At 69.0% G+C, this 16,888-nt stretch carries 20 protein-coding genes; 4 read left to right on the top strand and 16 right to left on the bottom strand.

What is annotated here, in order from left to right; all coding sequences use genetic code 11:
• Position 1: 1 nt before the first annotated feature.
• Complete coding sequence (locus LDO13_RS01450) at positions 2-2,686, bottom strand: cation-transporting P-type ATPase (protein ID WP_224048321.1); 2,685 nt, start codon at positions 2,684-2,686, stop codon at positions 2-4.
• Between the two features lie 669 nt (positions 2,687-3,355).
• Here LDO13_RS01450 and LDO13_RS01445 point away from each other — a divergent pair.
• Positions 3,356-3,700: a hypothetical protein gene (locus LDO13_RS01445; protein ID WP_224048320.1), complete on the top strand. Its 345-nt coding sequence runs from the start codon at positions 3,356-3,358 to the stop codon at positions 3,698-3,700.
• Here the strand turns inward: LDO13_RS01445 and LDO13_RS01440 are convergent.
• The 3 genes from LDO13_RS01440 to LDO13_RS01430 are packed head-to-tail and all read right to left on the bottom strand — an operon-like array spanning position 3,693 to position 6,714.
• Positions 3,693-4,679, bottom strand: a complete 987-nt coding sequence (locus tag LDO13_RS01440; RefSeq protein WP_224048319.1) for an amidohydrolase family protein — start codon at positions 4,677-4,679, stop codon at positions 3,693-3,695. The genes LDO13_RS01445 and LDO13_RS01440 overlap by 8 nt on opposite strands.
• Entirely contained in the window at positions 4,676-5,647 is a 972-nt protein-coding gene (locus tag LDO13_RS01435) for a methyltransferase (RefSeq protein ID WP_224048318.1), read from the bottom strand. The genes LDO13_RS01440 and LDO13_RS01435 overlap by 4 nt, the downstream gene beginning before the upstream one ends.
• Before the next feature lie 5 nt (positions 5,648-5,652).
• Positions 5,653-6,714 carry an NAD(P)/FAD-dependent oxidoreductase gene (locus tag LDO13_RS01430; protein ID WP_224048317.1) on the bottom strand — a complete coding sequence of 354 codons (1,062 nt, stop codon included), beginning with the start codon at positions 6,712-6,714 and terminating at the stop codon, positions 5,653-5,655.
• A 120-nt stretch (positions 6,715-6,834) separates the two neighbouring features.
• Between LDO13_RS01430 and LDO13_RS01425 the strand changes: the two genes are divergently transcribed.
• Positions 6,835-7,419: an XRE family transcriptional regulator gene (locus LDO13_RS01425; protein ID WP_224048316.1), complete on the top strand. Its 585-nt coding sequence runs from the start codon at positions 6,835-6,837 to the stop codon at positions 7,417-7,419.
• Positions 7,420-7,526: 107 nt separating this feature from the next.
• Here the strand turns inward: LDO13_RS01425 and LDO13_RS01420 are convergent, their stop codons facing one another.
• The 7 genes from LDO13_RS01420 to LDO13_RS01390 all read right to left on the bottom strand — a co-directional run bounded on the left by LDO13_RS01420 (position 7,527) and on the right by LDO13_RS01390 (position 13,191).
• The gene (locus LDO13_RS01420; RefSeq protein WP_224048315.1) at positions 7,527-7,994 is read right to left on the bottom strand and encodes an ATP-binding protein; all 468 of its coding nucleotides are present in this window, start codon (positions 7,992-7,994) and stop codon (positions 7,527-7,529) included.
• Positions 7,995-8,149: 155 nt separating this feature from the next.
• A complete protein-coding gene (locus LDO13_RS01415; RefSeq protein WP_224048314.1) occupies positions 8,150-8,602 on the bottom strand; it encodes an AAA family ATPase in 453 nt (150 codons plus the stop codon).
• A 10-nt stretch (positions 8,603-8,612) separates the two neighbouring features.
• Positions 8,613-9,395 carry a glycosyltransferase gene (locus tag LDO13_RS01410; protein ID WP_224048313.1) on the bottom strand — a complete coding sequence of 261 codons (783 nt, stop codon included), beginning with the start codon at positions 9,393-9,395 and terminating at the stop codon, positions 8,613-8,615.
• Positions 9,396-10,820, bottom strand: coding sequence for a bifunctional PIG-L family deacetylase/class I SAM-dependent methyltransferase (locus LDO13_RS01405; protein WP_224048312.1), 1,425 nt, complete (start codon positions 10,818-10,820; stop codon positions 9,396-9,398).
• A complete protein-coding gene (locus LDO13_RS01400; protein WP_224048311.1) occupies positions 10,814-11,920 on the bottom strand; it encodes an acyl-CoA dehydrogenase family protein in 1,107 nt (368 codons plus the stop codon). The genes LDO13_RS01405 and LDO13_RS01400 overlap by 7 nt, the downstream gene beginning before the upstream one ends.
• A 159-nt stretch (positions 11,921-12,079) precedes the next feature.
• Complete coding sequence (locus LDO13_RS01395; protein WP_224048310.1) at positions 12,080-12,757, bottom strand: O-methyltransferase; 678 nt, start codon at positions 12,755-12,757, stop codon at positions 12,080-12,082.
• 86 nt (positions 12,758-12,843) lie between these two features.
• On the bottom strand, positions 12,844-13,191 hold the full coding sequence (locus tag LDO13_RS01390) for a thiamine-binding protein (protein ID WP_224048309.1): 348 nt from the start codon (positions 13,189-13,191) through the stop codon (positions 12,844-12,846).
• Between the two features lie 132 nt (positions 13,192-13,323).
• Between LDO13_RS01390 and LDO13_RS01385 the strand changes: the two genes are divergently transcribed.
• Entirely contained in the window at positions 13,324-13,956 is a 633-nt protein-coding gene (locus tag LDO13_RS01385) for a TetR/AcrR family transcriptional regulator (RefSeq protein WP_224048308.1), read from the top strand.
• A 5-nt stretch (positions 13,957-13,961) separates the two neighbouring features.
• Positions 13,962-14,378, top strand: coding sequence for a YkvA family protein (locus tag LDO13_RS01380; RefSeq protein WP_224048307.1), 417 nt, complete (start codon positions 13,962-13,964; stop codon positions 14,376-14,378).
• Between the two features lie 4 nt (positions 14,379-14,382).
• On the opposite strand, the gene LDO13_RS01375 is transcribed toward LDO13_RS01380, so the two are convergent.
• From LDO13_RS01375 to LDO13_RS01355, 5 genes are read right to left on the bottom strand one after another with little or no spacing between them, the layout of a single operon-like run.
• Positions 14,383-15,108 carry a GAF and ANTAR domain-containing protein gene (locus LDO13_RS01375; protein ID WP_224048306.1) on the bottom strand — a complete coding sequence of 242 codons (726 nt, stop codon included), beginning with the start codon at positions 15,106-15,108 and terminating at the stop codon, positions 14,383-14,385.
• Positions 15,108-15,299: a hypothetical protein gene (locus LDO13_RS01370; RefSeq protein WP_224048305.1), complete on the bottom strand. Its 192-nt coding sequence runs from the start codon at positions 15,297-15,299 to the stop codon at positions 15,108-15,110. Before LDO13_RS01370 ends, LDO13_RS01375 begins: the two co-directional genes overlap by 1 nt.
• A 60-nt stretch (positions 15,300-15,359) precedes the next feature.
• Positions 15,360-15,671, bottom strand: a complete 312-nt coding sequence (locus tag LDO13_RS01365) for an AzlD domain-containing protein (RefSeq protein WP_224048304.1) — start codon at positions 15,669-15,671, stop codon at positions 15,360-15,362.
• On the bottom strand, positions 15,668-16,408 hold the full coding sequence (locus tag LDO13_RS01360) for an AzlC family ABC transporter permease (protein WP_224048303.1): 741 nt from the start codon (positions 16,406-16,408) through the stop codon (positions 15,668-15,670). The genes LDO13_RS01365 and LDO13_RS01360 overlap by 4 nt, the downstream gene beginning before the upstream one ends.
• Positions 16,405-16,863 (bottom strand): hypothetical protein, encoded by a 459-nt coding sequence (locus LDO13_RS01355; protein WP_224048302.1) that lies wholly within the window; start codon positions 16,861-16,863, stop codon positions 16,405-16,407. Before LDO13_RS01355 ends, LDO13_RS01360 begins: the two co-directional genes overlap by 4 nt.
• Positions 16,864-16,888: the final 25 nt, after the last annotated feature.

Here is a 16,888-nt window from a genome sequence, read left to right as displayed (position 1 = left end):
GTCAGAGTCTTTGGTCCTTTGTGGCCGGCGTGGCCTGCCCGGCCCGGCGGTGCCTCACGATCTTGTACAGCCAGTCCGCGACCAGCACCCCGGGAATGGCGGCGAGCGCCACGACCAGCCCGCCGGGCGACGGCGGGGCGTGGCCCAGCAAGGTGGCCACCGGCCCGAGGAACAGGAACACCGCAAGCAGCCCCAGTTCGGCCAGCACCGCCCAGACCAGCAGACGGTTGCTGAACCAGCCGAGCCGCCACGGCGGCACGGAGGCGCTGCGGCAGGCGAAGGCATTCGCCAGCTGGGCCAGGACCACGGTGGTGAACGCGGCGCCGGAGGCTGCCATCAGCACGTCCGACGGCGGCAACTCGGCCCCGGGCGTCCAGCCGGCGCCGAGCAGCACGGCCGTGTACGCCGTCATCTCGAAGAGTGCCTCCACCGGGCCCAACAGCCCGAACACCCGGAACATCAGCGCCTTGTCCATCAGGTGCCTCCGTTCCGGCGGCCGCTTCAGCGTTCCCTTGCTCGGGGCCTCGCTGCCCAGGGCCAGCGCCGGGAGCAGGTCAGTGCCGATGTCGAGCGCCAGGATCTGCAGCACGCTGAGCGCCAGCGGGAACCGCCCGCCGGACAGCGCCCAGATCACGAAGGGGGTGAGTTCGGCGACGTTGTCCGTCAGGTGGTAGGTCAGGAAGCGCCGGATGTTCGCGTACGTGGCGCGGCCCTGCTCCACCGCGGCGATGATGGTGGCGAAGTCGTCGTCGAGCAGCACAAGGTCTGCCGCCTCCCGGGCCACGTCCGTGCCGCTGAGCCCCATGGCCACGCCGATGTCCGCCTGCTGGAGGGCCGGTCCGTCGTTGACGCCGTCGCCGGTCATCGCCACTACGTGGCCGCGGTGCTGGAGCAGCCGGGCCACCCGGAGTTTCTGTTCCGGGGTGACGCGGCTGACCACGACGCCGTCGCGGTCCAGCAGCGCCGCCAGGACGGCGTCGTCCTCGGGCAGGTTGTGTCCCTCCAGCACCAGCTCGGGTGAACCGAGCAGCCCGGTCTCCCGGGCGATGGCAGCCGCCGTGAACGCGTGGTCGCCGGTGACCATGGCCACCTTGATGCCGGCCCCGCGGGCGGCCTCGAGCGCCAGCCGGACCTCTGCCCGGGGCGGGTCGTGGAGGCCAATCAGCCCCAGCAGCATCAGGCCGCTCTCGATCTCTTCGAGCTGGACGCCGGGCCCGGGCGGCGCGGGCAGGGTGCGCTGCGCGACGGCGAGGACCCGGAGCCCGTGCGAGGCCATCTGGTCGACTTGGGCCCGCGCCCGCGCGGCGCCCGCCGCCCCGCCGTCGTCCTCCGCGCCGTCCCCGCTGCCGTGGGTGCACAGCGGGATCACCGACTCCGGCGCCCCCTTGACGTACAGGGTGGTGCCGACGATTGCGGATTCCCGCAGTCGGCGCGGGTCGAAGGCAAAGCGCTGGGACGGCTCCGGCTCGCCGGGCTCCTGCCCCGGTGTTTGCCCCGCGCCCGCCAGCCTTGCCGCGAGCGCATCGATGGCGGCCTCCATCGGGTCGCCCTCGGCGATCCATTGACCGCCGTGGAGCACCGCGCGCCCTTTCGAGGCGGCCACCGCTGCGGTGCTGAGATGCCGCGCCTCGGCGGCTCCCGGACCCGTGACCTCAGCCTCCGGCCCGTAGCCCGCGCCGATGACGCTGACCAGGCCGGCCGGGGTCCAGACCTCGACGGCGTTCATCCGGTTCTGCGTCAGTGTGCCGGTCTTGTCGGTGCAGATGAAGGTGGTGGAGCCGAGGGTCTCCACGGCCTCCAGGTTCCGGACCAGCGCGTTGCGCTGGGCCATCCGCTGCGCCCCGACGGCCAGGGACAGCGTCACTGTGGGCAGCAGGCCTTCGGGCACCAGCGCCACTGCGACCCCGATCGCGAAGAGGAACGCGTCGCGCCAGGAAATCCCGACCAGCAGCGAGAGCACAAAGAACAGCACGCCGATGCCCAGGGCCATCGTTGCGGTGATGCGGACAATGCGTTGCAGCTCCAGTGCCAGCGGCGTGGGGGGCGCCTCAACCCTGCCGGTCAGGGCGGCGATCTCTGCGAGCCTGGTGCCGCCGCCGGTGACCGAGACAATGCCCTCTGCCTCGCCGTTGACCAGGAAGGTCCCGCCAAAAACGGTGTCCCCCGGCGCCTTGGTGACGGCTTCGCTTTCGCCGGTGAGCATCGACTCGTCCACTGAGCACCCGGCGGCCAGAACCAGGCGGAGGTCCGCCGGAATCCGGTCCCCGGCCAGCAGCAGCACGGCATCGTCCGGGACCAGTTCGGTGGTGTGGACTTTGACGGTCCGGCCGTCCCGGCGGACCGAGACCATGGCCGGCAGCAGTTCGCGGAGCTTGGAGGCCGCATGCTGGGCCCGCTCCTGCTGGATGTAGGCGAACACCCCGTTGACCAGGACCACGATGACGATCGCGACGGCCAGCTGCGGCATTCCGGCCATGTAGGCCAGCACGGCGGCGCCCCAGAGCATGATGGCAAAAAAGTGGGTCATTTCGGCCAGCAGCCTCCGCCAGCCGGGGACCGGCCGGCTGGCGGGCAGCGAGTTTGCCCCGAACTGCTGCAGCCTCCGGGCAGCCTCCGCCGAGCTCAGGCCCGGCGCGGCGCTGACTGCCCCGGAGGCCGGCCCGCCGGCGGGTAGCCCGGGCGTCACTGCTGCCTGGGGCCGCTCAGGCGCAGCACCGTAAACCGGCCCCGGTCAGGTAGCTCATGGGTCGAGAGTGCTCCCGGTCGTTGCGGCTGGTTAGGGCCAAAGGTCACGCGGCGACCTTGCGTAAATGGTCGGCGCGCGCTTGTGTACCCCTGGTTGGCTGGAAATCCCGGAGATTAGACTCAGGGCATGTCAGATCATGGGGGGATCCGGACTCAGCACGGACGAGTCCTGTTTGTTGTGACCGCACTTCTTGTCCCGCTGGCCGGGTGCGAGTATGGCAGCCCGGATGAGGGGCCGGCTCAATCTTCCCAACAAGCTACGGCGCCGCCCCGCACGCTCGGGGAAAACATCGATGAAGTGGCCCGGCTGCTGGATGCATCGCCAACGGACCCCGGTATGCCGTCGGAAGCAGAGCCCGCTGGAAAGCTGTCCCTGGTCCTTGCCCCCGGGGACTATACGGTCACCGGCGCCTGCGCAGGCGTGTACGGCGCCAGGTTGACGTTTGTCAGAGGCGACGAGGGACTTCCGGAGGCTACGGAATTCAAGTGCGACGCCACACTGGAGCGATTCCTCAGGCATACCGGCGGTCCCATCACCATCAGTGCGGTCCCGGCATCGGGGAGGCCGGCCGCAGCCGGTCTTACTCTCGGGCCCAATACTGACCCGCAGATGTCAGCGCTGGAAGATTTGTCCGAGTGGGCTTCGCAGAAGCTGCAGCCCGAGCTCAAGGGAGAGCTGCGTGGTTTCACTGCTTCGGATGCTCCCACCGGCTTTGGGACCTCTGCTGAACCTGGCACTTACGACCTGCACTTCCTGTGCGAGGGACCACCCAAGGCCGGGTTGTCCGTATCCACCTGGGCGGGCGACGAAGGTCTCGCCCCTGTGCAGGTTGACTGCAACGGGGACATCTTTGAAGCGACCGTGCAGCTGGGCACCGAGGGAGCAGATTTCAAGATGGACCCCGGCAGTGGCCCGGCCGCCCGCTACGTCTTCAGGCTCGTTCCCTCTACGTAGCTTGGTCCGGGCCGGCGCCTTGTGCAGGCTTGAGGCGGGGAAACAGCGCCTCGGCATTGCCGCGGTCTATCGACGCGCGCAAGGAGGTGGCCATCGGGTAACGCTCGTACTGCGCGTTCAGGAAATCGATCCCCGGTGACGGGGCAAACGGGAAGTCAGTGCCGTATGTGATGCGGCCAGGATCGGCGACCTCGAGCAGGCTGGGCAGCGCCGACGGGCTGGCGGACAGCGCGACGTCGTAATAAAACCGCCGCAGGACGGACTGCTCCTTATCGGTCAGCGCCGCCAGCGCGCTGAGAGCCAGGTCCCTATTGCTAAGCATCGTCAGCAGGATCCTGTAGGCGATGTAAGGCACGAAGCCGCCCGCGTGGGCGAGGATGAACTTGATTCCCGAATACTTCTCCATCGCACCGGACAGGATCAGGCTGAGAGCAGTGCGGGTGGTATCGAGCAGGAAATCCGCGGCGAAAGCGGGTATGCCCGGTACCGCCGGCACGGGCAGTTCGCCGGGATGGATGAACACTACGGCCCGGCGGTGGTGCAGAAACTCCAGCAAAGGCTCGAAGCCCGGATCGCCCAGGTAGCGTCCGTCGTTGTTGGCCAGCAGCACGATTCCGTCCGCGAGCAGGGTGTCCAGAGCGTACCGGGCTTCCGCGAGGGCACCTTCCACGTCCGGCAGCGTAAGGGTCGCGAAGAAACCAAACCGCTCTGGCCGCCCGGCCACCACCCCGGCACTGTATTCGTTGACCTCCCGCGCCCACTGCCGCGTCTCCACTGCGTCCCCGAAATACACTCCGGGCGTGGACAGGGACAGGATGCCGGTCTGCACGTCGTGCCTGTCCATGAACTTCATCGCTGAACGTTCGGACCACGACGGCAGACTTAAGCCGCCGGACCGGATGCCCTTGTCGTGCATCCAGTGTGCGTAGCCCGGCGGAACGATGTGCTGGTGTGTGTCGATGCGGTACGGCCGGCTCATCCGGATCCTTGTCCACGTGCCCGTCGCGTTGATCCGCCGGACCCCGAAAGATCAGCGGATGTGAACAATCTACTCTCTGGACGCACCCCGGGCACGGGCCTCAGACCGCTGGCCCCTGAAACTGCGTTGTGCCGGCTCCTGGGTGTTCCGTTCTGCGTCGGGATGTGCTCAGGCCGCTTCTGGTCCTGATCTGGGGTGGCCACCCAGACGGTCCGGGTGGCGCGGGGTTCCAGCCCGACGCCGTCGGGGAACCGTTCCAGCAGGTCCTCGACGGCGTCGCGGTCGTCCGCGGTCAGGGCCGCCAGGTGCGCGAAGCGCCCGAACCACTGCCGGGCGTACTCCCGCGCGGCCGCGGCCACGGGTGCGACGGCTGCTACCTCGGACCGGGCGACGCAGAACCCGGCGGCCTCGATGACCGGCGTCCAGTCCGGGTGGTGGTTCCACCCCTCGGCCGCCGCAGCGGCATGGCAGCGCTCCTCCAGCAGCGCATCGGGCGGATAACTCAGGAATCGGGGCAGGGCGGCGAGCTCGACGACGACCAGGACCCCACGCGGCGCAAGTGCCCGGCGGACCCCCGACAGGAGCCGGGCAGGGTGGGCGACGTGGTGCAGCGAGGACGAAGCCCACACCAGGTCAGCCGGCGCCCCGGCGAGTGCAGGGAAGCCGCCGTCGAGGTCGGACTCGACCGCGGCGAAGCCCTGCCCGCGCAGCAGCTCGAGCATCTGCGGGTCGTTGTCGACGCACGTCACCGCGGCGTCAGGGAACCGCCCGCGCAGCAGCCGGCTGCCTGCGCCGGTGCCGGCGCCAAGGTCAACGATGCTGCGCGCAGCTGGCACCCCGGCCAGGTCCAGGACGGCTTCGAGGTGCCCGCCGAAGACTTCGGCATCGAGGTCGAGGACGCGGTGCTGGTCATGGCTGCCAGGCCGCCGGTGGTCGTGGTCCCGCGTCTGGTGGAGCTGGTGATCCATGCTCGTCATCTTCCTGCTGTGGTGGCAGGACCCGGGCCGGCGGCGTTCTGCCCATCATCGATGCCATGGCGTCGGTGGTCCAGCACGGTGCTGGAGACGGCTGCTTCCGCGGTGGCCGAGAAGGGTCCGAAGTGCCCCTCAACGGCCCACCGGGTTTCCTCTTCGATGAGGTCGGCGTTGATCCTTGCGCCGGCCATAACCCCCTCGGCCGCGGCGGTGATCACTTGGGCCATGAGGTTGGAGACATTTCCCGCTGCGTACACCCCGGGGACGGCGGTCGCACCCATGGCGTCGGTCTCGATGAAGTCTCCGGCCCCGGACGGGTGGACCTGAGACGTTAGCCCGAGTGATTCCAGAAGCTCGGATCTGGCCTCCATCCGTGTTCCGACAGCCAAGGCCTCGACGTCGAACGAGGTGCCCTGGCGGAGCGTGAGCCCCGTGAGGACGCCGTCGACCGCGTCGACGGAAGCCACAGCCCCGTCGACGACCGTGATGGACCGGGCGGCGAGCTTATCCCATTCCTCGTCGGTGGGCTCCACACTGTCGTTGAGGAAGAGGGTGACATCCTGGGACCACTGCCTGAACAGCAGTGCCTGGTGGACGGACAGCGGGCCGGTGCCCAGAACCCCGATCCGTTGCCCGCGGATTTCCCAGCCATGGCAGTAGGGGCAGTGCACAACGCCCTTTCCCCATTGCTCCCGCAGCCCGTCGATGGGAGGCAGCCCGTCTGTCAGGCCGGTGGTGACGAGGAGGCGCCTGCCGGAGAACCGGCGGGCGTCTCCGAGAACCACCTCGAATCCATCGTGGGTCCGACGTGCCGAAACGGCATCGCCGTCAATGACCGTTCCTCCGTAGGAGCGCACTTCGCTGCGTCCGATGGACAGGAGTTCCCGGGGGTTCATTCCGTCCCTTGAAAGGTACCCGTGCACACCCGCCGCGGGTGCGTTGCGTGGAGTTCCGGAATCGATGACCAGCACAGAGCGCAGCGCCCGGCCCAGCGTCGTGGCCGCGCTGAGTCCCGCAGCGCCGCCGCCGACTATTACAACGTCATACCGTGTGGGGTCCATGTGGTTTGTCCTTCGTCGCGTCCTGAGTGTTCGCCGCCAGCGCCTTTGGGCGGTTACACCAGCTTTCCCCGCATGAACGAATTTTGACAAACATGATTGCCGTTATGGCAAAGTGGGGGCATGGCAGATGAACTTGACGATGTGCTCGGGGCGGTCGGCCCCCGGCTTCGGGCCCTCCGCACGGAACGGAACCTCACCCTCGGCGATGTGTCCTCCGCATCCGGCGTGTCGGTGAGCACCCTGTCCCGCCTCGAATCCGGCCAGCGCAGGCCAAACCTTGAGCTCCTGCTGCCCCTCGCGAGGCTGTACGGTGTCCCCCTCGATGATCTGGTGGGCGCCCCGCCCACCGGGGACCCGAGAATCCACTTGCAGCCCATCACCCACGCCGGCATGACGGCTGTTCCGCTCACGCGCCGCCCCGGCGGACTGCAGGCCTTCAAGATGGTGCTCGACGGCGACGCCCGCGGGGCAGAGCCCGACCCGCGGGTTCACGAGGGGTACGAGTGGCTTTACATCCTCAACGGACGGCTCCGCCTGGTGCTGGGCGACAAGGACTTTGAACTCCGCCCTGGCGAAGCCGCGGAATTCGACACCCGCACACCGCACTGGTTCGCCAGCGCTGACGGCAGACCCGTCGAGTTCATCAGCCTGTTCGGGCAGCAGGGCGAGCGGATGCACGTGCGCGCGCGGCCCAAGACGTCATAGCCTTGGTTCGCCTAGGATCCTGAGAGGCGAGCGACTAATGGCTTGCCTCTGCATGACTAGTTGCGGCCAGAATGCCTTGCCCGCCGTTCGATCACGAAGCGAACCGTTTACGAGTCGGCTATGACCCGCAATGGTCTTTCGTCCGCTGTCGGAACCTCGAAGTGGTCGAAGTACTCGGCCGCCAGTTCCTCGCTCAAGCTGAAGTCGTCAGGGTGGTTTGCCCCCCGGGCACGAATGCGGGCCAGCACCTCGTCTCGAGGCGTGGCCAAATAGATGGTCTCCGGCTCCACTCCCAGGGGCCTGAGCAGACGGCGGTAGTCCTCACGCATGGCCAGCGACCAGAACGAGAAGTCGAGAACCACGTCTTCACCTGACTCGACGAGGGCGACCAGGCGACCCCGGAGAGCTGCATCAATCTCGCGTTGATTTTCCACCCCGAGGGGCATGGCGCGCAGTCCCATCTGCCACGCGGTTCTTTCGACAGAGAGCCGGGTCATTCCGGCAGCCTCCAGCTGCCGGGCGATGGTGGATTTACCTGCGCCGGCAGGGCCGCACATGAAAACGACTCGACTCATTCCACGATCGTACGGGCCAAGGGCGCGCATGGCTGAAGAACGAGGCGCGGGCCGGGCTTCACTGCCTCCAACTCAAAGGTCCCCTTTTCGCGGCCGGGAGCCGTTCTGGCACGACGGAACCGGGCGGGACCGGCAGAGGCTACCGGGGCATCAGCTCAGATCGGCTGCCCGGAGACGAGATGTGCAACCTCATCCGCAAGGTCCGTGACCGGTCGACGCCCATCGAGTTCATGCGTTGCACCTTTTCGGAGCAGTGGTTCGACGTCGAGAACATACTGGCGGATCGCGGTCTGGTCATCCTCTGAATTGCCATAGGGATTGTCCGCACGAGCCGAGACTCGATCAATCAGGACATCCACAGGTGCGCTCAGCAGAACAACGGCAGAGAAACGGTCGTAGAAACGTCTTTGATTCTCGACGGTGCCCGAGACAATCACGGACAATTCGGACGCGAGAAGTGCCGACATGCGGGGTTCATCCCACGTGTCGTCAGGAAGCACCCAGCCGTCGTAGTCGGTGTCGACCGTTCGGTAACCGCGCCGGGACAACTCTTGCAGCACCGTTGTTTTTCCTGCCCCTGACATGCCGGTGATTAGGACTCGAGCCATGACAGCCAGCCTATTCGGTGTGCCGTCCCAGCGACCGGAGGTAGGCGCCGAAGCCGTGCGGCGCCCTGGCGTGTACCCTCCCCGAGGTCAGCACGCGCATGCTGTCGGTGGCCGTCACTGTGAAGGCCCGGTTCCGGAGGCTTTGCACCAGCGTCCGGTCCTCGTGCGAGGCGAGCTTCGGGAAGCCGCCGGCGGCCAGATAGGCAGAGGCCCTGACCCCGAAATTGGCTCCGTAAATGTGCGGGTGGTCCTCCTCGAACGCATGGCGCTCCAGCCAGCGCCGCCGCAGTTCCGGGTCCATTCCATCGGGGTCCGGTTCCACGGAGCCCAACACGGCGTCGGCTCCGGCCTCGGCGAATTCCAGCTGGCGGACCAGCCAGGTGTCCGGAACCTGCGAGTCAGCGTCTGTGTTGGCCAGCCAGGTCCGTCCGGCCCACGGCGGCGGTGTCCACCGCTTGCCGGGCGGCCTGCGCCGGGCTGCACCGATGCCGGCGGCCCGGATGCCGGCCGCACGGCTTGCCCCGGCGTTGCGGAAGCCGACTTCGAGGGCGCTGAAGCGTCGGTCCGCGGCAACGAACTTGGCGGCGATGCCGGCGGAGCCGTCGGTGCAGCTGTCCAGCACCACGGTCACCCGGACCTCCACGTCGGGCCGGAGCCGCTGAAGGGAGTCGGCGGCACGCTTCACGGCCAGCAAAGCGCGGCCGAGGTGCTGCTCCTCGTTGTGCGCGGGCATCACCACGCAGATCCGGTCGATGCTGTGTCCGCGGGGCAGCGGCAGGGCGAGGGCGGCCATCTAACTGTCCGTGCCCGGCACGACGGCGGCTGCCGGCCGCTGATCCTCTCCGGGGCCGGGCGCGATCAAGACCTCCAGGATGAAGTCGCGTTCCCGGTACAACCCCGCGTCGGCCCAGCCGAGCTGGCGGCGTGCGGCGGCATGGACGGAGTCGCCGTCGAGCTCCCAGCCGGAGATGGGGTGGCGCCAGTGGCACAGTGCCAGGGTGCCGCCGGGCAGGAGTGCGGCCTCGACCCGTTCGAACAGCTGAGCCAGCTCGCCGGGCGCGAGGTAGTAGCCCACCTCGGAGACCACGATCAGGTCGAAGCGGCCGTCGGGCCAGTCCTGCGGGACCGTGAGGTGGCGGGTCCGGGCTGCGGGCAGGTGTTCGAGGCACCGGGCGGCGTGGGCCAGCGCTGCGCTGCTCGCGTCGACGGCCAGGAAGCTGGCGCAGCGTTGCGCGAGTTCCACGCTGAGTGTCCCGATCGAGCAGCCGATCTCGAGTCCTGCCGTGTAGTTCAGGCCGGGCAGGGCCGCGAGGGTGAGGGTGCGTTTGCGGTGTTCGTACCAGCTGGTGGTGTACTCCCACGGGTCGTCGGTTCCGCTGTGGACGGCGTCAAAAACGCCTTCCGCGTCCGCCGCGGCGTAAGAGCCGCCGTCGGCCGTCGGACGCTGCCACGCAAACGTCTCAAACGGCCGCTCAAAATGCTCCAGGAATGCCGGCGGGAGCAGCACCTCGTCGCCCGGCTGCCCGGACAGGGCGCGGACCTGCGAGGCGTGGGCGGCCATGGCCGCCGCCTTGGCCAGCCGTTCGGCGGGGTCCAGCGGCAGGCGCAGCCAGGTGTGCCAGGTGGGGTCGGTGGCGTCCGCCCAGAGCCAGTACCAGATGGGGTATTCCAGCAGTCCGTGCCCGCCCGCGCCGGCAGCTTCGGCCGCGGCGGAGCCGAGGGTGTCGTGGTCCGTGTGGCCGTCGTGCCGGTAGGGTGCCACCAGCGTGATCCGGTCCGCCGGCAGTCCTGCCCCGGCCGTCACGTCGGCAATGGCATGCCGCAGGGCGTCCAGCACTTCCGCCCGGTGTGCGGCGAGGTTGCCGTCCGGCAGGGCGAGGAAGCGCCAGTCCGGATCCGGCAGCAAGTGTGTGAGCGCGCCGCCGAACTCCTGGAGCCGGACGGCGGCGAGCTGTTCCGAAGTCGTGGTGGGCGAATCCGGATGGGAGGCCTCCCCCGCCGTGCACAGCAGGACCATCACCCGGGCGCCGAGCCGCCGCAGCCTGGCCATCAGCCCGCCGGCGCCGAGGGATTCGTCGTCCGGGTGCGCGGCCAGGACGATGAACGCCTGGCCGGCGAGCTCCCCGGCGTCGAGCGGCAGCTCCGGGAGCGCGGCCAGTCCGCTGGCAGCCCAGGCGTCCTCTCCGGTTCCGGGGTCGTGGTGCGTGAAGCTCACCATGGGTGGTCGCCCTTGAGTGTGAGGGCACCGAGCTGGGCGTCGTCGCGCATGCCGTGGTGCTGGCGGATGTACAGGGCAAGGTCGGCCATGCGCTTTCCGTAGACCGGGTCGAAGGCGAGCGGGCCGGGGCCAAGGTTCTGGCTGACCAGCGTCTGGATGCGTTCGACGGCGGTGGCCACACTGCCGCGGACGCGCAAGGCCTCGCTCCAGGCGCCGGCGCCCGAGAGTCCCCCGGCGTCGATTGCTGCGGCGGTCCGGGCGAGGTACCCGGCCAGGGCGGTGAGGGTGCGGTCGATCTCGCCGAGGTGGGCGAGCGCGAGCTGGTCCGGTTCGCGACCGCCGTCGGCCGCCGTAAGCAGGGATTCCTTGAAGCCCCGGGCCACCGCGACGGCGCCGCCCAGCCAGCACGCGGCCACGCCCATACCGCCCCAGGCGAAGCCGGGCCGGCGGTAGTACCAGCCGGCGTCACCCAGGGGCACGGCCGGGACGGCGTCGAAGTGCACGGTGCCGCTGGGGATTTCCCGGAGTCCCCGGCTGGTCCATTCCGGGTCCGCGAAAGTCACGCCGGGGGCATGGAGGTCGACGGCGAAGGCGGCCCGGCCGCCGTCGTCCAGGTGGGCGGTCACGACGGCGTGGTCCAGTTGGGAGGCGAGGGAGCACCAGGGTTTGGAACCCTGCAGCAGGAAACAGCCGTCCGCCGGTTTGGCCTCGAGCCGCAGGCCCGCGGCTTCGGCGGCGAAAACACCCCAGGCCCCGTCGAAGTGGACACCGTCAAAGTCCGGGCAGTCCCAGCCTTCCACCGCCGCGTGGCCGGCGGCCTGGGCGAGGATGGCCGAGGCGTCCAGGTGCGGTTCGATGGCCCGGCCGGCGGCGACGTCGACGGCCGTGACGGAGGCCAGGATCTCCCACAGGAAGGCAGTCCGGCCCTCGCCGGGGTTCGGGGCGGCTTCTGCGGCGGCTTTGGCCAGCTCCAGCAGCGCCGGGACGTCGCCGACGGCGGCCCGGGCGTCGTCCAGCAAGGGGCTGAGCCCGGCCAGGTCCTCCGGCGCAGAACTGATCCTTACGGCACGGGGCCGCTGGGAACCGGGAGTCCTGTTCATTCGGGCCTGTTCTCCTTTGAAGTGCTTCTGGTACTGGCGGCTTCAACGCCAGCCAGCCGGGCTACTGCTCAGTAATCACAGTCCGCCCAGTAAATCTAAGCACACTTAGCACTTTCACAATTCCGGGCAGACCACGGCCCGGCGGGACGCCCACCGCCGCTACAGCACCCTCGCCAGGGCGAAGCCATCCCAGCCTTTGGAGCCCACAGTCTGGATGACGGTGCCGTCCAGCCTTGGGTCCTCGCCCAGCATTTTCAGGGCACCGATGATGCCCGGGGCGTTGACCGGGTCCAGGGAGGGCTCCAGCACGGCGCCTTCCCAGACCACGTTGTCCATCACGATGGCAGTGCCGGGCCGGCCAAGGCGGATGGCCCAGTCGAGGTAGTGCGGGTTGTTTTCCTTGTCCGCGTCGATGAAGACGAAATCGAAGGGCTCAGCCCCTTCGTCGGCGAGCGCCTGCAGCGTGTCCAGTGCGGCCCCGACCCGGATCTCCACTAGGTGGCCCAGTCCGGCGGCGTCCACGTTGGCGCGGGCGACGTCGGCGTGCTTGGGGAGGTATTCGCACGTGAGCAGCCGCCCGCCGTCGGGCAGCCCCTGGGCCATCCAGATGGTGCTGAACCCGGCCAGCGTTCCGATCTCCAGCACGCGGCGGGCGCCGGAGAGCTGGACGAGCAGTTTCAGCAGTTTGCCGGCGTTCGGGGCGACTTCGATGGGCGGCATGCCCGCCTCGAGGGCGGTGGCTACGGCGCGCTTCAGGGAACTGTCAGGGCGGACCACAGCCGCGGAGAGGAAATCCTCGACGGCGATCCAGCGGTCAGTGGGCTGGTGCTCGAACATGCCCCTTAGTCTTCCAGCTGGTCCGTCCCGGCGGTAGGTTCCGGGCCGCCCGGAATCCCGGACCGCGCCCGGGCCCGGCTGCCTGGCTAGTCGCCGAGGGCCTGTTCCAGCCGGTCCAGTTTTCCGGTGAGTTCACCCGTGTAGCCGGGCCGGATGTCCGCCTTGATGACGAGGGAAACCCGGCTACCGTACCGGCCCACAGCCTCGGTGGCGCGCTTCACGACGTCGAACACCTCGTCCCACTCGCCTTCGATCGTGGTGAACATCGAGTCGGTGTGGTTGGGCAGGCCGGACTCCCGGACGATCCGGACGGCTTCTGCGACGGCATCGTGGACTGACGCCTCATCCGCGGGGACGGCGGCGGAACCGGCGGGTGAGCTATCGGCCGTGCGTGCGGGACGGCCTGAGGGTGCGACGGAAAATGCAAGCAACATGGCACCAGTCTTGCATGTGGCCCGGTTGCCTGATGGCGCGGACGGAGCCCCGATCCGCAGCCGGTCCCGTCATATAAATGACTACCCGGTAGTAACCTCCCGGCTAGGGCTCCGCGTTGCTAACCTGAGCAAATGAACCGGGTAGCAGACCGCAGGCCGCTCCGCGCCGATGCCGCGCGGAACGTGGACAAGATCATCACCGCGGCCCGCCAGTGCTTCCGCGAGCACGGCCCGGAAGTCCCGCTGCAGACGATCGCCGTGACCGCCGGGGTCGGCCCGGCCACCCTGTTCAGGAACTTCGCCGACAAGGAAGAACTGGTCCTCGCGGCGCTGCACCGGCAGCTCGGGCTGTTGGTGGATCCCGTCATCGAAGAGGCCCTCGCCGGCCCGGACGCCGCCGATGGTCTCTTCCGGGTGATCGACGCTCTGATGGGCGTGGCCAGCGAGGAAGCCAACCTCCTGGGGGCCGTCGCCGGCCGGCGCGGGCTGCTCACCGGCATCACGGGCGACCTGATCGAATCCGTGGCCGTGCTCTTGGGCCGCGGACAGGGCCAGGGAACCCTGCGCAGCGACATTTCGATGACGGACCTGATCCGCCTGCTGGCCATGCTGATCGGCGTCGTGGACACCATGGAGGCGGGTTCGGACGCCTGGCGCCGCCCCGTCGCCCTCGTCGAGGACGCCATCCGCACGGAGCGCCCGGACCGGCCGCTGCCGCCCCAGTCGCCGCTGCCGGGCACCGCGTTCGACTTTGTCCTCGGCTAATCCCTGTGACATGGGAAACCGTGGCGGGCGCCGTCGGAGGCGTGCTGCTCGTTTACGCCGTGCTGCTGCTCCTCCTGTGGGGCTATGCGCGCCGGCATCCGGAAACGGTCGCGATGAAGGACGCGCTGCGGCTGCTGCCGGACCTTCTGCGGCTGCTGCGGCGGCTGCTCGCTGACAAGTCGCTGGGCGCCGGTGTGCGGATCCGGCTCGCCCTCCTCCTGCTGTACCTGCTCTCGCCGATTGATCTTGTGCCGGACTTCCTGCCGGTGATTGGCTACGCCGACGACGTCGTTATTGTGGCCCTCGTGCTGCGTTCGGTGATCGCACGGGCGGGCGAGGAGGCCGTGCGTCGGCACTGGCCGGGAACACCCGACGGGCTGCAGCTCATCCTCCGGCTCGCCGGCCTCGGGGCGCTGCGGTAGGAGCTCAGGCGCTAAAGGCCGTCTCGGCCGGAGCGCCCTCGAACCTCCGGAGGATCTCCTCGGCCACGATCCGGAGCTTGACGTTCCTGGTGTTGGAGACCTGGGCCAGCAGCTCGAACGCTTCCGACTGCGAGCACCGGCTCTGCGCCATAAGGATGCCGGTGGCCAGGTTGATCACGGTCCGCGACCGCATGGCCTGCAACAGGTCGCGGTTCACGCCCTGGACGGATTCGAAGCGGACGGCCAGCCCCACGACCTTGGCGGCGCGGACTGCGAGCGACTCGCAGGCTGCCACGGCGCCGTCGTCGAACGCATCCGGCGACGTCGAAAAGAAGGTCAGCGTGGCCACCGTGTCCCGGTCCTCCAGCAGCGGCACGGCGAGAACGCTGCGGTACCCGCGCTGGGCAACTGCCCGCTGGTAGCGCCGCCATCTCGGATCCATCGTGGTGTCCGGCACCAGAACTGCCTGCCGGGTCCTCCGGGCCTCCAGTACCGGGCCCTCGGCGAGGCCGTCCTGCAACCCCTCCAGCAGCAAGGCCTCGGGGTTGCCGGCGACCAGGACCACTGGCCGGCGCCGCCGGGCAACCCGTACCGAGCACAGCACCGCCTTGCCGGTTTCGGCCGCGGCGAACCCGGCGGCCAGTACGGAGAGTTGGCAGAGGAAGTCCTCCAGCACGTCATTTTCGAGCAACAGATCCTGCAGACGCTCCGCAAGCCGCGTTTGGGGCATTAGTCCTCCGCGGGCTTTTCTTTGGCCTCCTGCAGGTGGTGCTGCAGTTTCTCCTCGGCTTCCCGGCGCCGGCGCGACACATCGCGCAGTTCCCTGGTGGACTCGGCTCCGGGCGGAACGAACGGCTCGTGCGGTTTCGGATGCTGGCCCTTGCCGGGCTCAGCAGCGTCCGGATCGTCTTTGTCGCTCATAACCGAATGCTTTCACGGGGCCCCGGCGGCAAGTAGGGACTAAAGACCGTTGCGGACCGGCTAGCCCCAGCCCAGCAGCCGGAGTCCGGCAGCAGCGCCGGCCCCGGCGATGACAACCACGAGAAAGGGCGCCCGGAAGCAAAGGGCGATGCCGGCAGCGGCCAGCGCTCCCAGGCGTGCGTCCAGCGCCAGAGTCTGGCCGGAGGCCACGGTGTTCACAATCGTCAGGGACGCCAGCAGGCCAATAGTCATGGTCCCGGCGATCCTCGACATACGCGGGTCGCGGAGCACACTGGCAGGGACCAGATAGCCCAGGAGTTTCCAGGCATACGCCAACAGGCAGGACAGCAGCAGCCACATCCACAGGGTCATGCCGCGTCCCCCGATGGACGCGGGTGCGGGTGTTCGGCGTAGGGGTCCACGTCCGGTTCCAGGCCTTCGTCACTGCGGCCATGGCTGAACCAGCCGATCGCCGCTGCGACCACGGCCGCCACCAGGATGGGCACTCCCGCGGGCACGAACGGTACGGCCAGGACGGTGGCCAGGGCGCAGACGACGGCGATCGCCACGGGTTCGCGTCCCTTTAGCCGGGGCCAAAGCAGTCCCAGGAACGCCGCCACGGCGGCGCCGTCGAGGCCCCACTGCTTGGGGTCCCCGAGGGCCCCTCCGGCCAGCGCCCCCACGGCGGTGAACAGGTTCCAGAGGACGAAGATGCCCAGGCCGGCCGTCCAGAAGCCGCGCTTCTGCTCGAGGGGGTCCGTCTGTCCGGTGCTGGTGGCGGTGGATTCGTCTATGGTGACGTGGGCGGCAGCGAACCGCAGCCAGCCGCGCGGCTGCAGCAGGGCGTTGATCTGCATGCCGTAGATGCCGTTGCGCATGCCCAGCAGAGTGGCCGCTCCCATGGCTGCGATGCCGGAGCCTCCCCCGGCCACCACCCCGATGAAGGCGAACTGCGAGCCGCCGCTGAACAGCAGCAGGCTCAGGGCCATGGTCTGCCAGAAGTCGAGTCCGGAGGTGACGGACAGGGCGCCGAAGGACACTCCATAGAGCCCGGTGGCGATGCTGATGGACAGGCCGACCTTCACCGCCGGTGACTGCAGGAGTTTCACGGCCGGACCGGTTTCCGCGGCGCAGGGTTCGTCAGGCTCCAGGCCAAGGCAATGAGCGGAACCTGCAGCGGCAGCCGCAGGGAGTGTATCCGCCGCTGAGCGGCGGTACCGTCCGGGCCGTAGGCCTTGCGCAGCGCGTGCACGTGCCCGGCTAGGAAGAGGGTGAACATCGCCGTGACGCAGCCTGCGGACGCGCGCCGGGTCATTGGGAGCAGGAGTCCGACGGCGGCGGCCGCCTCCAGCAGGCCGCTGAGCGCCACCCATTCCTCCCGGGACAACACGGCGGCCGGGCCGTTGGGATGCTCGCCGGAGTCGTCGCGGCAGAGGAAGTCCGGCACCACGGGGCTAAAGAAACCGGGGTCATCGAAGTGTTTCCCGGCGCTGGCCAGCAGCAGGGCACTCATCGCCACGGCGGAAAGCGTCTGGGTGTCCCGGCCGGACCAGCGAGATGGCATGGAACAACTCAATCACAGCCGGGGA

Source organism: Arthrobacter sp. NicSoilB4 (assembly GCF_019977335.1).
GTDB lineage: Bacteria > Actinomycetota > Actinomycetes > Actinomycetales > Micrococcaceae > Arthrobacter.
Note: the sequence above shows the minus strand (reverse complement) of the source record. Positions and strands in the feature narration are given on the sequence as shown.

What these genes read in the sequence shown, in the direction of transcription:
- LDO13_RS01435 (WP_224048318.1), bottom strand. Translation starts at nt 5,647, where the DNA reads ATGGATCACCAGCTCCACCAGACGCGGGACCACGACCACCGGCGGCCT.
- LDO13_RS01405 (WP_224048312.1), bottom strand. Translation starts at nt 10,820, where the DNA reads ATGGTGAGCTTCACGCACCACGACCCCGGAACCGGAGAGGACGCCTGG.
- LDO13_RS01415 (WP_224048314.1), bottom strand. Translation starts at nt 8,602, where the DNA reads ATGGCTCGAGTCCTAATCACCGGCATGTCAGGGGCAGGAAAAACAACG.
- LDO13_RS01375 (WP_224048306.1), bottom strand. Translation starts at nt 15,108, where the DNA reads ATGCCCCAAACGCGGCTTGCGGAGCGTCTGCAGGATCTGTTGCTCGAA.
- LDO13_RS01420 (WP_224048315.1), bottom strand. Translation starts at nt 7,994, where the DNA reads ATGAGTCGAGTCGTTTTCATGTGCGGCCCTGCCGGCGCAGGTAAATCC.
- LDO13_RS01370 (WP_224048305.1), bottom strand. Translation starts at nt 15,299, where the DNA reads ATGAGCGACAAAGACGATCCGGACGCTGCTGAGCCCGGCAAGGGCCAG.
- LDO13_RS01395 (WP_224048310.1), bottom strand. Translation starts at nt 12,757, where the DNA reads ATGTTCGAGCACCAGCCCACTGACCGCTGGATCGCCGTCGAGGATTTC.
- LDO13_RS01440 (WP_224048319.1), bottom strand. Translation starts at nt 4,679, where the DNA reads ATGAGCCGGCCGTACCGCATCGACACACACCAGCACATCGTTCCGCCG.
- LDO13_RS01425 (WP_224048316.1), top strand. Translation starts at nt 6,835, where the DNA reads ATGGCAGATGAACTTGACGATGTGCTCGGGGCGGTCGGCCCCCGGCTT.
- LDO13_RS01365 (WP_224048304.1), bottom strand. Translation starts at nt 15,671, where the DNA reads ATGACCCTGTGGATGTGGCTGCTGCTGTCCTGCCTGTTGGCGTATGCC.
- LDO13_RS01430 (WP_224048317.1), bottom strand. Translation starts at nt 6,714, where the DNA reads ATGGACCCCACACGGTATGACGTTGTAATAGTCGGCGGCGGCGCTGCG.
- LDO13_RS01410 (WP_224048313.1), bottom strand. Translation starts at nt 9,395, where the DNA reads ATGGCCGCCCTCGCCCTGCCGCTGCCCCGCGGACACAGCATCGACCGG.
- LDO13_RS01400 (WP_224048311.1), bottom strand. Translation starts at nt 11,920, where the DNA reads ATGAACAGGACTCCCGGTTCCCAGCGGCCCCGTGCCGTAAGGATCAGT.
- LDO13_RS01355 (WP_224048302.1), bottom strand. Translation starts at nt 16,863, where the DNA reads ATGCCATCTCGCTGGTCCGGCCGGGACACCCAGACGCTTTCCGCCGTG.
- LDO13_RS01390 (WP_224048309.1), bottom strand. Translation starts at nt 13,191, where the DNA reads ATGTTGCTTGCATTTTCCGTCGCACCCTCAGGCCGTCCCGCACGCACG.
- LDO13_RS01445 (WP_224048320.1), top strand. Translation starts at nt 3,356, where the DNA reads ATGTCAGCGCTGGAAGATTTGTCCGAGTGGGCTTCGCAGAAGCTGCAG.
- LDO13_RS01385 (WP_224048308.1), top strand. Translation starts at nt 13,324, where the DNA reads ATGAACCGGGTAGCAGACCGCAGGCCGCTCCGCGCCGATGCCGCGCGG.